This is a genomic window from Paraburkholderia sacchari (genome assembly GCF_000785435.2).
Classification (GTDB): Bacteria; Pseudomonadota; Gammaproteobacteria; order Burkholderiales; family Burkholderiaceae; genus Paraburkholderia; species Paraburkholderia sacchari.
In genome coordinates this window covers 16,373-31,930 of record NZ_JTDB02000005.1, presented here as the reverse complement: position 1 = coordinate 31,930, position 15,558 = coordinate 16,373, and the positions used below count along the sequence as shown (strand labels likewise).

Annotated in this window: 13 protein-coding genes; 4 read left to right on the top strand and 9 right to left on the bottom strand. The window is 64.9% G+C overall.

What is annotated here, in order from left to right; translation table 11 throughout:
- Positions 1–5 precede the first annotated feature (5 nt).
- The 4 genes from NH14_RS18540 to NH14_RS18525 form a co-directional block, all read right to left on the bottom strand.
- On the bottom strand, positions 6–947 hold the full coding sequence (locus tag NH14_RS18540) for a dihydrodipicolinate synthase family protein (protein ID WP_035524193.1): 942 nt from the start codon (positions 945–947) through the stop codon (positions 6–8).
- A 40-nt stretch (positions 948–987) separates the two neighbouring features.
- Positions 988–2,346, bottom strand: coding sequence for an MFS transporter (locus NH14_RS18535; RefSeq protein ID WP_035524190.1), 1,359 nt, complete (start codon positions 2,344–2,346; stop codon positions 988–990).
- 66 nt (positions 2,347–2,412) lie between these two features.
- Positions 2,413–3,993 carry an aldehyde dehydrogenase (NADP(+)) gene (locus tag NH14_RS18530; RefSeq protein WP_035524187.1) on the bottom strand — a complete coding sequence of 527 codons (1,581 nt, stop codon included), beginning with the start codon at positions 3,991–3,993 and terminating at the stop codon, positions 2,413–2,415.
- Between the two features lie 22 nt (positions 3,994–4,015).
- Entirely contained in the window at positions 4,016–5,767 is a 1,752-nt protein-coding gene (locus NH14_RS18525; protein WP_035524184.1) for an IlvD/Edd family dehydratase, read from the bottom strand.
- A gap of 139 nt (positions 5,768–5,906) precedes the next feature.
- On the opposite strand from NH14_RS18525, the gene NH14_RS18520 reads away from it, so the two are divergent.
- Both NH14_RS18520 and NH14_RS18515 read left to right on the top strand, forming a co-directional pair.
- Positions 5,907–6,923 carry a LysR substrate-binding domain-containing protein gene (locus tag NH14_RS18520; protein WP_035524181.1) on the top strand — a complete coding sequence of 339 codons (1,017 nt, stop codon included), beginning with the start codon at positions 5,907–5,909 and terminating at the stop codon, positions 6,921–6,923.
- Positions 6,924–6,965: 42 nt separating this feature from the next.
- Entirely contained in the window at positions 6,966–7,823 is an 858-nt protein-coding gene (locus tag NH14_RS18515) for a class I SAM-dependent methyltransferase (protein ID WP_035524178.1), read from the top strand.
- On the opposite strand, the gene gdhA is transcribed toward NH14_RS18515, so the two are convergent.
- Positions 7,820–9,163 (bottom strand): NADP-specific glutamate dehydrogenase, encoded by a 1,344-nt coding sequence (gdhA, locus tag NH14_RS18510; RefSeq protein WP_035524175.1) that lies wholly within the window; start codon positions 9,161–9,163, stop codon positions 7,820–7,822. The genes NH14_RS18515 and gdhA overlap by 4 nt on opposite strands.
- A 316-nt stretch (positions 9,164–9,479) precedes the next feature.
- Between gdhA and NH14_RS18505 the strand changes: the two genes are divergently transcribed.
- Positions 9,480–10,628 carry a branched-chain amino acid ABC transporter substrate-binding protein gene (locus NH14_RS18505; RefSeq protein ID WP_035524172.1) on the top strand — a complete coding sequence of 383 codons (1,149 nt, stop codon included), beginning with the start codon at positions 9,480–9,482 and terminating at the stop codon, positions 10,626–10,628.
- A 129-nt stretch (positions 10,629–10,757) separates the two neighbouring features.
- On the top strand, positions 10,758–11,156 hold the full coding sequence (locus NH14_RS18500) for an FKBP-type peptidyl-prolyl cis-trans isomerase (RefSeq protein WP_035524169.1): 399 nt from the start codon (positions 10,758–10,760) through the stop codon (positions 11,154–11,156).
- An 84-nt stretch (positions 11,157–11,240) separates the two neighbouring features.
- Here the strand turns inward: NH14_RS18500 and NH14_RS18495 are convergent, their stop codons facing one another.
- From NH14_RS18495 to NH14_RS18480, 4 genes are all read right to left on the bottom strand, one after another.
- A complete protein-coding gene (locus tag NH14_RS18495) occupies positions 11,241–12,146 on the bottom strand; it encodes a lipid A biosynthesis lauroyl acyltransferase (protein WP_084225244.1) in 906 nt (301 codons plus the stop codon).
- Positions 12,147–12,397: 251 nt separating this feature from the next.
- The gene (locus NH14_RS18490; RefSeq protein ID WP_052147905.1) at positions 12,398–12,640 is read right to left on the bottom strand and encodes a hypothetical protein; all 243 of its coding nucleotides are present in this window, start codon (positions 12,638–12,640) and stop codon (positions 12,398–12,400) included.
- An 87-nt stretch (positions 12,641–12,727) separates the two neighbouring features.
- Positions 12,728–14,761, bottom strand: coding sequence for an AI-2E family transporter (locus tag NH14_RS18485; RefSeq protein WP_237179693.1), 2,034 nt, complete (start codon positions 14,759–14,761; stop codon positions 12,728–12,730).
- Positions 14,762–14,915: 154 nt separating this feature from the next.
- Positions 14,916–15,554: an MlaC/ttg2D family ABC transporter substrate-binding protein gene (locus NH14_RS18480; protein WP_035524163.1), complete on the bottom strand. Its 639-nt coding sequence runs from the start codon at positions 15,552–15,554 to the stop codon at positions 14,916–14,918.
- Between the last annotated feature and the right edge of the window lie 4 nt (positions 15,555–15,558).

Here is a 15,558-nt window from a genome sequence, read left to right as displayed (position 1 = left end):
AGCAATTATTTTCCCCAGCGCAGCACGAGCGGATCGAGCCGGCGCGCAATGTCGATCAATTCGGCGCGCGTTTCCGGATGCATCGCAGGCAGCGGGTGGCGCGGCAGCTCGCAGGCGATCACGCCGCCCTCCTTCATGAGCGCCTTGCAGGCGAGCAAGCCCGCCTGGCGGTTCTCGTGATTGATGAGCGGCAGCCACTTCTGATAAAGCGAGAAAGCTTCATCCAGACGGCCGGCGCGATGCGCCTCGATGATCGGACGGATGCCATCGGGGAATCCGCCGCCCGTCATCGAGCCCGTTGCGCCGGCATTGAGGTCCGCCAGCAGCGTGATGGCTTCTTCGCCATCCCATGGGCCCTCGGCGGCGTCGCCCGCGAGGCGGATCAGCTCGCGCAGCTTGTTCGCCGCGCCCGGCGTCTCGATCTTGAAGTACGCGACCTGCTCGATCTCGCGCGCCATGCGTGCGAGAAACGGCGCGGAAAGCACGGTGCCGCTCGCGGGCGCGTCCTGAATCATGATGGGAATGTCGATGGCGTCCGACACGCGCGCGTAGAACTCGTAGATCTGCTGCTCGGGCACGCGAAAGGTCGCGCCATGATACGGCGGCATCACCATCACCATTGCCGCACCCTGCTCCTGCGCACGTCTGCTGCGCGCCGTGCACACGTTGCTGCCGTAGTGCGTGGTGGTGACGATCACCGGCACGCGGCCCGCCACATGGTCGAGCACGGTGCGCGTGATGATTTCGCGTTCGTCATCGGAGAGCGAGAACTGCTCGGAGAAGTTCGCCAGGATGCACAGGCCGTCCGAGCCCGCGTCGATCATGAAGTCGACGGCACGCTTCTGGCTGTCCAGATCCAGTTCGCCGGTCTCGGTGAAGGTGGTGGGAACCACCGGGAAAATGCCGCGGTAGCGCGGGGAAGTATTCGTGTTCGGACTCGTGTTCATATCGTCAGTCTTGCCAATAAAAGTGCATGGGGCCGCGTGCTCACGACTCGCAAGCAACAGCGCCTTCGCTGCGCGGAGCCGGGCGCAATGCCGCGCGCACCGCGAACGTCACGAGCGCCGCGAACACCAGCGTGGCCGCGAGAAAGTACAGGCCGGCCGAGAGGCTGCCCGTTGCATCCTTGATGAGCCCAATGCCATAGGGCCCGAAGTACCCGCCGAGATTCGCGAGCGAGTTGATCGTCGCGATGCCGACTGCGGCGCTGGCGCCGGTCAGGAACTCGCCGGGCAGCGCCCACACCACGGCCTGGATCGAGTAGATCGAGAATGCCGTCAAGCAGATGAACAGCAATTGCAGCGCCGGCGCACGGAACCACGCGCTCGCGGCCATCGTGAGCGCCGCCGCGCACGACACCACCACGATGTGGCCATAACGCTCGCGGCGCTTGTCCGAGTGGCGCGGCACGATCAACAGCCCCACCACCGCGAACAGATACGGCACGGCGGAAAGCAGGCCCGCCGTGGCATCGCTCACGCCGAACGCCTTGATGATGGTCGGCAACCAGAGCGACAAACCATAGATGCACAGCGGAAACGGCAGAAACAGCAGCGCGAGCAGCAGCACGCGACGGTCCTTGAGCGCGCCGAACGGATTGCGGTGCGCTTCGAGCCGGAACGTGCGCCGGTCGGCGGCAAGCTCGCGCTCGATCCAGTGGCGCTCGTGGTCGTCGAGCCAGCGCGCGTGGGCGGGCGATTCAGGCAGCAACCGCAGCGTGGGCACGCACAGCAGCACGGCGGGCAGGCCGCTCACGACGAACAGCATCTGCCAGTTCGAAAGGCCGAACAGGCCGTGCGTTTCGAGCAGCGCGCCCGCGATGGGCCCGGTGACGATGCCCGCGATGGGCTGCGCGAGCACCAGCAGGCCAATCACGCGCGCGCGATGGCGCATCGGGAACCATTGCGTGAGGAAATACAGAATGCCGGGATAAAGGCCCGCTTCGGCCGCGCCCAGCAAGAATCGCAGCGTGTAAAAACTCTTCGGACCACTGACAAGCGCCATCGCCATCGTAATAGCGCCCCACGTGAAGAGAATGCGCGCGAACCATACGCGCGCGCCGAAGCGCGCGAGCGCAAGATTGCTGGGCACCTCGCACAGGAAGTAGCCGATAAAGAACAGGCCCGCACCGAGACCATAGGCGGCATCGCTCAGGCCCACGGCGGCGTTCATATGCAGCTTCGCGAAGCCCACCACGGTGCGGTCCACGTAGGCCACCACGTAAATCAATGCGAGAAACGGCACCAGTCGGCGCGCGATATGCCCGACGATGTGCTTTTCTTCCTCGTTCCCGGCACTCGCGTGCGCTCCGGTGTTGCTGGCATTCGGCGCCTGCAAAGTCGTCATCCTGTCTCCTTGGTTCTTTTACGGCGGTATGCGTTCTAGTTGCGTCGCGGTATCCTGGCCGCCGCGTCAGACGGCTTCGGGCTTGCCCGCGAAACGCCGCTTCACGTGCAGTGGATTCGCGTCGCGCAACGCGTCTGGCAACCAGCCATCGGCGAGATTCTGGTAGCAGACCGGGCGCAGGAAACGCTCGATCGCCGCCGTGCCCACCGAGGTGCTGCGGCCGTCCGCGGTGGCCGGGAACGGGCCGCCATGCACCATCGCATCGCAGACTTCGACGCCGGTCGGGAAGCCGTTGGCCAGCAAACGGCCCGCCTTGCGCTCGATAAGCGGCAGCAGCGCGCGCACGAGATTGCCGTCGGCGGCGTCCGCGTGCAGCGTGATCGTCAACTGGCCTTCGATGAAGCGCAGCACGGCGCGCAATTCGGCCTCGTCCGCGCATTCGACCAGCATGCTGCATGGACCGAACACTTCCTCGCCGAGCGCCGCGTCAGCCAGCAGATCGCTCGCGCGCACGCGCAGCAGCGCCGCTTGCGCGCGCCCGGGCGCGGCCGCGCCGCGTGCGAGCGTCGTGACCTTCGGATGCTCGACGAGACGGCCGATGCCTTGCTCATAGGCCCGCAGGATGCCCGGCGTGAGCATCACGCCCGCCGGCGCCGCGCTGAACTCGCGCGCGGCGCTGGCGGCGAAGGCGTCGAAATCCTCGCCCGCGAGGCCGAGCATCAAACCGGGATTGGTGCAGAACTGGCCACAGCCGAGCGTGGCCGATGCCGCGAAGTCACGCGCCAGCGTCTCGCCGCGCGCGGCGAGTGCGGCGGGCAGCAGCAGGTTCGGATTCACGCTGCTCATTTCAGCATAGACGGGAATCGGCTCGGTGCGCGCCGCAGCCAGCTTGACGAGCGCGAGGCCGCCGGTGCGCGAACCGGTGAAGCCGACCGCGCGAATCGCCGGATGCTGCACGAGCGCGCTGCCGACTTCGTGGCCCGCGTCGAACAGCAGCGAGAACACGCCCGCGGGCAGGCCCGCCGCCGCAACCGCCTGCTGGATAGCACGACCGACAAGTTCCGAGGTGCCTGGATGCGCCGGATGCGACTTGACGACCACGGGGCAGCCGGCGGCCAGTGCCGACGCCGTGTCGCCGCCCGCCACGGAAAACGCCAGTGGGAAATTGCTCGCGCCGAACACCGCGACAGGGCCCACGCCAATGCGCCAGAAGCGCAGGTCGGTGCGCGGCGGCTGACGTTCGGGTAGCGCCGGTTCGATGCGCACGTCGAGCGCGTCGCCGCTGCGCACGAGCGTGGCGAACATGCGCAATTGATTGGCCGTGCGTGCGCGTTCGCCTTCGAGGCGCGCGCGCGGCAGGCCGCTTTCGGCCATCGCGCGTTCGATCAGTTGATCGCCGAGCGCTTCGATGCGGGCCGCGCAGTCGTCGAGGAATTGAGCGCGCTTGTCGGCCGACAGCGTGCGGTAGGTGTCGAACGCGGCGTCCGCTAGTTCGCAGGCCTGATCGACGTCGCCTTGCTGCGCGCTGTGGAAAACCGGTTGCGCGATGGGCGCGTTGCTCGCGGCGTCGATCGCCTGGAACGCCGCGCCTTCGCCGCGTATCGCGCGCGCCCCGATCAGCAGCTCACCGGTAAGAGTCGTCGTCATGATGGTCGTCCTCGTGCTTGCATCAGTGCGAGTGGCGCGGCACGGCCGAGCCGCGCTGGCCGACGAGGAAGTCGAGGTCGCAGCCTTCGTCGGCTTGCAGGACGTGATCGACGTACAGGCGCGCATAGCCGCCCTTGCCCAGCTGCTCCGCCACGCCAGGCGCCGCCGCGGGATCGACGTCGCTCAATCGGCGTTTCAGTTCGTCCTCGCTGATGTCCAGATGCAGACGGCCGTTCTCGCAGTCCAGCTCGATCCAGTCGCCGTTGCGCACCGCCGCCAGCGGCCCGCCCGCCGCCGCCTCGGGCGCCACGTGCAGCACCACCGTGCCGTAAGCCGTGCCGCTCATGCGCGCGTCCGAGATGCGCACCATGTCCTTCACGCCCTCGCGCAAGAGCTTGGGCGGCAGGCCCATGTTGCCGACCTCGGCCATGCCGGGATAACCGCGCGGCCCGCAGTTCTTCATTACGAGCACCGAGTCTTTGTCGACGTCGAGCGACTCGTCGGCTATCGTCGCCTTGTAGTGATCGAAGTTCTCGAACACCACCGCGCGCCCGCGATGCTTGAGCAATTCCGGCGTGGCCGCCGAGGGCTTGAGCACCGCGCCGCGCGGCGCGAGATTGCCGCGCAGGATGCAGATGCCGCCGTCGTCGATTAACGGATTGTCGAGCGGGCGAATCACCTCGTCGTTGAAGTTGGGCGCTTCGCGCACGTTGTCCCACAGCGATTTGCCGTTGACCGTGAGCGCATCTGGATGCGGCAGCAGATTCGCTTCGCCGAGGCGCCGCAGCACCGCCGGCAGGCCGCCCGCGTAATAGAACTCCTCCATCAGGAAGCGGCCCGAGGGCTGCAAGTCGACGATGGTGGGCGTATTGCGGCCAATGCGCATCCAGTCTTCGAGTTCGAGCGCCACGCCAATGCGTCCCGCAATCGCCTTCAGGTGGATCACGGCGTTGGTCGAGCCGCCAATCGCCGCGTTGGTGCGAATCGCGTTCTCGAACGCCTCGCGCGTAAGCACCTTTGAGAGCCGGAGGTCCTCCAGCGCCATCTGCACGATGCGCATGCCCGACATGTGCGCGAGCACGTAGCGGCGTGCGTCCACGGCGGGAATCGCTGCGTTGTGCGGCAGCGAGACGCCCAGCGCCTCGGCCATGCAGGCCATCGTTGAAGCCGTGCCCATCGTGTTGCAGGTGCCCGCCGAGCGCGACATGCCCGCCTCGGCAGACAGGAAATGATGAAGGTCGATCTCGCCCGCCTTCAGCGATTCGTGCAAACGCCAGACCGCCGTGCCCGAGCCGATGTCCTTGCCTTCGAGCTTGCCGTTGAGCATCGGTCCGCCGGTCACGACAATCGCCGGCACATCGCAGCTTGCAGCGCCCATCAGCAGCGCGGGCGTGGTCTTGTCGCAGCCGCACAGCAGCACGACCGCGTCGATGGGATTGCCGCGAATGGCTTCTTCCACATCCATCGACGCGAGATTGCGCGTAAGCATCGCCGAGGGGCGCAGGTTCGATTCGCCGTTCGAGAACACCGGGAACTCGACCGGGAAGCCGCCCGCCTCGTAAATGCCGCGCTTCACATGCTCAGCAAGCTTGCGAAAGTGCGCGTTGCACGGCGTAAGCTCAGACCAGGTATTGCAAATGCCGATGATCGGGCGGCCGTCGAATTCGTGATCGGGAATGCCCTGATTCTTCATCCAGCTCCGGTACATGAAGCCATTTTTGTCAGTGGTGCCGAACCACTGTTGCGAGCGCAGTTTGGGTTTTGTTGCCGACATCGTCCGGGTCCGAGTAATGAAACATTGAAGCTAGTCTAAAAAGAACTCTGATAACCTTCTAATGAAATATCGGATGCTTTCGATATCGATTTCGGCATTGGTATAAACACTAAATACTATTTGGGACGGCAGGCGAAACATGCTCGATTCGAGCCCCTGGTATGTGCGTACGCGGCTCAAGACGCGTCAATTGCTGCTGGTCGTCGCGCTTGCGGAAGAAGGCAATATCCATCGCGCGGCGGCGGCGCTGAACATGACGCAGCCCGCGGCGTCGAAGTTGCTGCGCGAGCTTGAAGAGATGCTGGGCGCGGTGCTGTTCGAGCGCCTGCCGCGCGGCATGCGGCCCACGCTTTACGGCGACGCGTTGATCCGCCATGCGCGCGCCGTGCTCGGCAGCCTCGACCAGGCTCAAGAGGAACTTTTGGCGCTCAAGGCGGGGCGGCTCGGCCATGTGGCCGTGGGTGCGATCACCTCGCCGGGCGTGCGCGTGCTGCCCGCCGCCGTGGCGGCGGTCAAGCGCGCGCATGCGAATATGCGCGTCTCGGTGGAAATCGATGCGAGCAACGCGCTGCTCGAACATCTCGCGCAGGACAAACTCGATGTCGTGCTCGGGCGGCTTTCCGCCGAGCACGACAAGCTTCAGCTACGCTACGAGCCGCTCACGGGCGAGCCGGTGTGCGCCGTGGTGCGGCCCGGGCATCCGCTGCTGGAGCCCGCGCATTCGCCGTTGTCTGGGGGCACGCCGGATGACGCGCAAGCACGGACGACCGCTCACGCGCCGCTCGCCCTCGCCGACGTGGCGCGCGCCGCCTGGGTCGTGCCGCCCGTGGGCAGCGTATTGCGCCATCGTTTCGAACTGATGTTCCAGCGCGCGAGCCTCGCGCCGCCCTCGAACGTGGTGGAGACGCCCGCGCTGCTGTTCATCACGCGCGTGCTGGAGCAAAGCGACATGATCGCCGTGCTGACCGAGGACGTGGCGCGCTACTACGCAGCGCACGGCATGGTCGCGGTGTTGCCGCTGCCGATGGATTGCCAGATGGACGACTTCGGCATCATCACGCGCGCGGACCGCCTGCTCTCGCCCGCGGCGCAGATCATGATCGACGTGTTGCGCGAGGTGAGCGCGGAAATTTATGGCGTGCGCGGCCCGGCGTGAGGCCGGTCCAGCATCCGCGCCTTATCGAACAGGAGAACGAATATGCAAGACCCGAAGACGGCCGCTCCCGATTCCAGCGCCATTCGCGTCGCGCTCTGGCGTGCGCTGCACCTGGAAGTCGATGCCGAACCGCACGTACTCGACGATGCAATCGGCATGCAGCTCACGGCGCCCGACGCTGACTGGCGCAATCGCCCCGACATGCATCCGCAAGGCACGCGCGGCTATCGCGCGTCGATTGTCGGGCGGGCGCGCTTTATCGAAGATCTCGTGGCCGCGCAAGCCGATGCGGGCGTCGGGCAGTATGTGATCCTGGGCGCGGGCCTGGACACCTTCGCGCAGCGCCGGCCGGAAATTGCGTCACGGCTTCACGTGTATGAAGTGGACCAGCCGGGCACGCAGGCGTGGAAGCGGCAGCGGTTAAGCGAGCTCGGCTATCGCGACAAGGCGTGGCTGCGTTTCGTGCCGGTCGACTTCGAGGCCGGCGAGTCGTGGTGGACGCTGCTCGCACGCGCGGGGTTCGATGCGAAGGCGCGCGCCGTGGTGGCGTCCACGGGCGTGTCGATGTACCTCACGCGCGAGGCCAATCTCGCTACGCTGCGCCAGATCGCGCAGCTTGCGCCGGGATCGACGCTTGCCATGACTTTCACGCTGCCGCTCGATCTCGTCGATCCTGCGGAGCGCGCGCAGCACGAAGCGGTTTATGAACGGGCGCGCGCGGCAGGCACGCCGTTTCTCAGCTTCTTTCGCCCCGAGGATATGCTCGCGCTCGCGCAAGAGGCCGGTTTTTCAAAGGCCGAGCATGTGAGCACCGCCGATATCGTCGCCCGATATTTCGCAGGACGCAGCGATGGCTTGCGGCCTTCCACGGGCGAGTCGTTTTTGATTGCGACCGTTTAAATCACCCCCTGCGCCAGCATCGCATCGGCCACCTTCACGAAGCCGGCCACGTTGGCGCCGTTCACATAGCTCACCGAGCCATCGGCGCGCCGGCCGTGCTGCAGGCAAACCTCGTGAATGCTGCGCATGATGTCGTGCAAGCGCGCATCGACTTCCTCGCGCGGCCAGGAAATGCGCATGGCGTTCTGGCTCATTTCGAGGCCCGACGTGGCCACGCCGCCCGCGTTGCTGGCCTTGCCCGGTGCGTACAGAATGCCGTTCTTTTCGAAGTACCTGGCGGCTGCATTGGTCGACGGCATATTGGCGCCTTCCGCCACACAAATCACGCCGTTCTTGACCAGCATGCCCGCATCGTCGGCGTCCAGTTCGTTTTGCGTGGCGCACGGCAGCGCGACGTCGACAGGAACGTGCCACGGGCGCTGGCCCGCCAGGAACGTGAGTCCGGTACGTTTTGCGTAATCGCTCACGCGGCCGTAGTAATGGTTCTTCACGTCCATCAACTCGGCGAGTTTTTCGGTAGTGAAGCCGTCTTCGTCGACCACCGTGCCGCTGGAATCCGAAACCGTCACCACCTTCGCGCCCAGCGCCATGGCTTTTTCGACTGCGTATTGCGCCACGTTGCCCGAGCCCGAAACGCTCACGCGCAGTCCGTCGAAGCCGCGGCCAATCTGCTTGAGCATTTCCTCGGCGAAGTACACCGTGCCGTAGCCGGTCGCTTCGGGGCGAATCAGCGATCCGCCGAATGAGAGCCCCTTGCCCGTGAACACGCAATCGGCGCGATTGGACAGCTTCTTCATCATGCCCGCCATGAAGCCCACTTCGCGGCCGCCCACGCCGATGTCGCCGGCCGGCACGTCGGTGTCGCTGCCGACATGGCGGAACAGCTCGCTCACGAACGCCTGGCAGAAGCGCATGACTTCGCCGGGGCTCTTGCCCTTCGGATCGAAATCGGAGCCGCCCTTGCCGCCGCCCATGGGCAGGGTCGTCAGCGCGTTCTTGAAGGTCTGCTCGAACGCGAGGAACTTGAGAATCGAAAGATTGACCGACGGGTGGAAACGCAGGCCGCCCTTATAAGGGCCAATGGCCGAGCTATGCTGAATGCGATAGCCGCGATTGACCTGGACGTCGCCGTGATCGTCGACCCACGACACGCGGAACATCACCGTGCGCTCCGGCTCGACCAGGCGGTCAAGCAAGCCGTGTTCGGCGTATTTGCGGTGCTCCGATATATACGGCCACAGGCTTTCCATCACCTCCGTGACCGCTTGCAGGAACTCCGGTTGACCAGGATTGCGCTCGGCGGTGGCGCCCAGAAAGTCTTCAAGTGATTGATATTTCATTGCGAACGCCCATCGAGGTTGCGGATTCTTGTGCGGGACAAGCATTTTGCACCAATCGGCGCCGTTGCATGTAATTAAAATGAAATAGACAGTAATGCACTCGACAGGTCACGCAAACCAGGTTCGGCTGCTACAAACGCGCGTGACCGGGCGTATTTGCCCTAATTCCCGAATTGGCCCTGCTATGCCGAAATGCGCATAGGATGTGTCGCGAAAGTTCAAGACGGAGCGATATTGGCTTCCTATAGTCGCTTTCGGCATTTCGCCACGCGTTCCCCATTCGCAGCGGTTCGATCGATACTACAAAGGAAACAACATGCGTTTCGCGAAGACTCTCACCCCTCTCGCCGTTGCAGTTGGAGCACTTCTCGCTGTTGCACCGCTCGCCTCTCATGCGGACACCGTCGTCAAGATCGGCTTTGCCGCGCCGCTCACCGGACCGAATGCCAATTACGGCAAAGATCTGGAGAACGGCGTCAAGATGGCGCTCGACGACGCCAAGGCGCAAGGCGTGAAGATCAACGGCCAGCCCGTCACGTTCCAGTTGGTCGCCGAGGACGATCAGGCCGACCCGCGCGTCGGTGTGCAAGTCGCGCAAAAGCTCGTGGACGAAGGCGTTTCCGTGGTCGTCGGCCACTTCAATTCGGGCACGACCATCCCCGCTTCCGAGCTCTACGAAAAGGCCAGCCTGCCCGTCATCGATCCGGCCGCCACCAACCCGGTCATCAGCGGCCGTGGCTATAAGAACGTCTTCATGGTGATTTCGAGCGACGCGCAAAACGCCGGCACCGCGGGCGCCTATGCGGTCACGACCACGAAGGCCAAGCGCATCGCCGTGATCGACGACCGCACGGCGTTCGGCCAGGGCGAAGCCGATGAATTCGTGAAGGCGGTCAAGGCGCACGGCGGCGACATCATCGATCGCGAGTACACGACCAACCAGGCGACCGACTTCAAGACGCAGCTCACGAACATCAAGAGCAAGAACCCCGATCTGATTTTCGTGGGCGCGCTCAATCCGCAAGCCGCCGGCATCATGAAGCAGATGGCGCAGCTCGGCATCAAGGCACAGTACGTGGGCGGCGGCGGCGTGAAGGACATCGACTTCATCAAGCTCGCGGGCGACGTGTCCGAAGGCGCGATGGCGTGGGAGTACGGCCGTCCGCTCGACAGCACGCCAGTAGGCTCGAAGTTCGCCGAGCGCTTCAAGCAGAAGTTCGGTATGGAGGTGCTTTCGTATGCGCCGTTCGGTTATGACGCGGCGTGGACCGCCATCAAGGCGATGCAGGCAGCCAACTCGACGAAGCCCGCCGACTATCGCGCGAAGCTGCAGAACATCAACTTCGACGGCATCACCGGCCAGATCGAGTTCAACACGAACGGATCGCTCAAGACCGGCTCATCCACCGTTTATCAGGTGAAGAACGGCCAGTGGGTGACGGTCAAGACGGTCAGCGGCCTCTGATGGTTCACACGGTCGAGCCGGGGGATTCCGCGTCCCCCGGCTCGACCTGGCTTGGGCGATTGCCCGCGATGCTCCGGATTCGAGTGTGCCTGCCGATATAATTGGCGGGCCATTCAACGAGGACATCGCATGAAATCACTGATTGCCGTACTGGCCACCGCCACCATCGCCTCGACGGCGTTCGCCGCCAACACCATCGACAAGCTGCCTTCGGGCGTCGTGGTCGAACATATCAAGCAAGGCACCGGCGCGCAGCCGACCGCCAATGACGTTGTGCGCGTGAGCTATCGCGGCACGCTTGCCAACGGCACCGAATTCGACAGCTCCGACAAGCACGGCGGCCCCGCCGAGTTCCCGCTTGGCCGGGTGATTCCGTGCTGGACACAAGGGTTGCAGAAAATGAAGGTGGGCGGCAAAGCCAAGCTGACCTGCCCGGCGGCAACCGCTTACGGCGATCGCGGCGTCGGCCCGATTCCGCCGAACAGCGACCTCACGTTCGAAGTCGAACTGATCGGCATCGGCAAGTAATTCAGCAAGTAATGAAATGTTGAAAGCGCGAAACCCCGAGCGGTTTCGGGATTACGCGCTTTCTGTCAACGCCGGGCCCAATACTCAATAAACGCCCGGCATGCCCGGCGGACGATTCTTGAAGCGGCGGTGCACCCAGTAATACTGCTCGGGAAACTTGCGGATCTGCGTTTCGAGAAATTCGTTGGTGCGCCGCGCATCGAGCGTATCGCTCTCCGAGGGATAGTCGGCGAACGGCTCGAACACGGTGAGCTTGTATCCGCGGTAATCGGGCAGCACTTCGGTCACGAACGGCACGACGCGGGCACGGGCAAGCCGGGCAAGACGCGAAACCGAAGTGAGCGTGCACGCGGGCACGCCAAAAAACGGCACAAAAACCGAGTTGTGGATGCCGTGGTCCATGTCCGCCGCCAGCATGACAGGGACGCCCGAACGCAGCAGCCCGATGATCTTCTTGGCGCTGGTCGAGCGTTCCACCATCTCGGCGCCGAATCTGCCGCGTTGCCGCTTGGCCAGTTCCCCCAGACGCTCGTTCGACATGCGCGTATAGAGCGAAGCGGCCGGCGACCGCGTGGAATACAGAATGCAGCCGACTTCAATGCTGACGAAGTGAAAACCCAAAAAGATCGTGGGCGGCGCGTCCTTGTCTTCCAGATCGATTTTGCTTTCGATCTGCACCAGTTTCCGGATTGCCTTTTCGCTGCCGAACCATTGAACGCCTCGTTCGACATAGCTTCGGATTACGTGGCGAAAATGCTTTCGCGCGAGCTCGTCGTACTCGGCGTCGGACTTGCCCGGAAAGCACAAACGCAGGTTGACGTGAACAATACGCTTCCGGGAGCTTGGCAGTGCGTACAAAAACGTGCCGAGCGCGCTGCCAAACCTCGCGACCAGGCCATAAGGAAGGATCGAGAAGAGGCGCAATAACGCCACCATGGCAAAAAAACCTAGTCGCTCCAAGTGAGTCTCCTGCTTGCAAAAGTCATCCATTGCCTTTCGAAAAGGCAACGAATTCCTGCGCTAGCGATATGTGCTGAATGGGATGCCGTGGGGAGGCGAGGAGCAGAAAGTCCAGAATCGCGCCACCGTCGCATTGATTGTGTTCATGGCGCGGCAATTGGCGACAAGTATCGCATGCGCCACTTTGCGGCAGGCGGGTGATATAGGCGGTATAGGGTTTCTACCAAGTGAGTCCCATTGCGGGAATCACTGCGCATATGCGCTAACCCGGTTCGCAAACGTCAATGCGCGTCGAAGCCGCCGATGTCTTCGTACTCGAAGTGAGCGGGCTCGACGCGGCCGAGCGCGTCGAGCAGCGAGCGGCCCGCCATCGTGAGCGACGGCAGCCGGCGGCCTTCGGCGCGCTGTTCGAGCGCAACGAGCTGGCGTTCAAGCAGGATGTCGAGTTCGTGGCGGTTCATGTCGATCTGCTCCGGCGCGTGGCGGATCAGCATCAGCGTTGCAAACTCGTGAGGGCTCAGCACTTCGTGTCTCCGGGCAATGCCGCAACCAGAGGGCAGAGGGGATAGGCCGCATATCTTGACCTCCCAATGTGACGCCCGCATGACTTGTCACACTCCCGCATTCGCCTGCTTGTGCGCGAGCTCCTTCGGCTCGGCCGCGAGCGCCACGCCGCACTCCTCCACGAGGTCGCGCAGCGTTGCGGCGAGGTGCGTACCGGCATCCTCGGCAATGCTCGGGCCCTCTTCGCGGCGCACCGCCCGCACGCCCACGATGATCGGCAAGGCCGGCGCGCGCTCGCGCACGCGGCGCACGAGGTTGCGCAGGTACGGCGGCGACTCGGCGGCATCGAGCGACGCCACGCAGACCACGCGCGTCGACTGCATCAAGTGCGCTGCTTGTGGAGATTGTGTCGATGGCATCGCGTGCATCGACTGCAAGGTTTGCATGTCCATCATTCCCGTGCGCGTGGCGCGCACTTCGTCGTAGGTCGTTGCGAGGCATGGAATGCCCGCGCGCGCGAGCAGCTGGCACACGATCGCCACCACCACTTCGTCGAAAGCGCCGCGCCCCGGCACACATAGCACCGCTCGGCCGTCGCCGGGAATCTGCGGCAGCGCGTCGTCTTCGCTGCTGGCGGCGTGGCGCGCGTCGTTCACCGACTCCAGGTCTTCCACGATGTCGAGCAGCGCCTGATTGATGCGCGCAAGCTGCTCGGCGGGCAGCACGCCGCGCAGCACGTCGTTGCGCGCGAAGCGCAGGCCTTCGAACACCACCCGTTCGTAATAGTCGATGAGCGGCATCTCCGTGAGCAGGCGGTCGGCCTGCAGCAGCGCCTCGTGCGGGTCGTCGGCGAGCAGGCGCTGGTAGCAGGTCTGCGCGGGCGTGAGCGCGGGCTGGTCGCCGAGCAGGATGGTCAGGAAGTTCAGGCGGTCAACGTAGCGGCCGAGCGTGACGATGCACAGCGTGAGCGGCGTGGACAGCACGAGCCCGACCGGGCCCCAGAGCCACGCCCAGAAGATCGCCGCCACCACCACCGCGAGCGGCGACAGGCCCGCGCGGCGGCCGTACAGCATCGGCTCGGCAAACTGCCCCGCCACCACGTCGACGACGATGAAGAAGATCAGCGTGGAGACCGCCATGGTCCACTGCGGCTGGATGGCCGCGCCCAGCAGCGTCGCGAGGATCGCGGCGATCCAGATGCCGATGTAGGGCACGAAGCGCAGCAGCGCCGAGAGCGCCCCGAACATCAGCGCGCCCGGCACTCCGATGCCCGCGAGCCCGATGGCGATCACGCCGCCCACCGAGACGTTTACGCCCAGTTGCGTGACGAAGTAGCGCGAGAGCCGCTCGGAGGCGTCGTTGATGGCCGTCGTGGTGCGATGCAGGTCGTCGGAGCCGAATACGCTGATGAAGCGGTCGCGCAGGTCCTCGCGCTGCAGCAGGATGAAGATCGTCACCACGAGCACGATAAAGGCGGTTTCGAGCGGGGCGATGGCCGGCGCGAACGCTTTACGCACCAACTGGAGCGGCGTGGGCGCGGGCGTGTGGACCTCGACCTGCATCGGCGGCTGCGGCTGGTTGCGCGCGGCACGCCCGCGCGGCTGCGGCGGCGCGGGCGGCGGCGTGGGTGTGATGCGCTGCAGCGCGGCGGCGGCGCGCGTCATCAGCGAGTCGGCGCGGCCCACGGTCTTTTCCTGCACCGTTTCCGCCTTCTCCATGATGGCTTCCTGGTACTGCGGCAAGGAGGCCGCGAGCTGCACGACCTGCGAGGTGATCAGCGCGCCCACGCCCGCCAGTGCCAGCACCGTGGCGAGCACCGCGATCAGGATCGCGATGAACTGCGGGATGTGCAACCGGCGCAGCGCGTTCACGAGCGGCGCGAGCAGGAAGCTCAGCAGCACGGAGAGCGTGATCGGGACGAGCATCGCGCGCCCGAAGTAGAGGCCGCACACCACCACCACGCCCGTGACGAGCGCGGCGAGCGTGTGCAGCGTGGGCGTGCTCGATGCAAAGACGCGGTTGCGGTGGCCCTGCGGCTGTCCCGACGAACCATTCGGCGGCTCGGAATAAGGTCTCTCGGGCGGGCTCTGGAAATTCATGGCGAAGCGTTGGCTGGTCGGGCGGTCGGGTGAGGTGCGCAACGGGCGCGCCTGAGTTCAGGGTAGTGCGTGCAGCGCGCGTCAGGCGGCACGCCGGCGACAAATAAGCGTGAAATATCGCAAACGGGCGAGAAGCGTAACCCAGGCGCGCGCTAGATAAAAGGGTTCACGGGCACGCGAGCACGTAAGCCCGCGTTCAGTGCCTGGCCGCCTCCAGTTCCTGGTTACGCGAGGTGAGGAACTGGACCAGCCCATCCACGCCCGATTGCTGGATCTTCTCGTTGAACTGCACGCGATAGGTCTGGATCAGCCAGGCGCCCAGCACGTTCAGGTCGTAGAGCCGCCAGCCCTCGGGCGTCTTGTACAAACGGTAGTCGATCTCCACGGGATTGCTGCTGGTCTGCGCGAGCGTGCGCACGACCACGTCGGTGTCGCCGGGCGCGTTGCGCATGGGCGGATATTCGATCTGCTGGTCGGGCTTGAGCTGCGCGAGCGCGCCCGCGTAAAGATGGATCAGCAGCAATTGGAACTGCTGGGCGATCTGTTGCTGCTGCGCGGGCGTGGCGGTGCGCCAGTGCCGGCCCATCGCCAGCTGCGTGGTGCGGCGGAAATCGACATAAGGGAGGATGTCCCGGTTGACGATGTCGCGGATGCGCGCCATGTCGTCCGGCGCGATGGCCTTCGTGCGCACTTCGTCCAGCACCTGCTGCGTAACCGTCTTGATGAGCGCCTGGGGATCCGACTGGTCGACGCCCTGCGCGTACGCGCTCGCGCCGAATACGAACGACGCAATGAACCACGCGAGCCCCGCGCTCAGGAAAAAGAGCTTCTTCATGCGT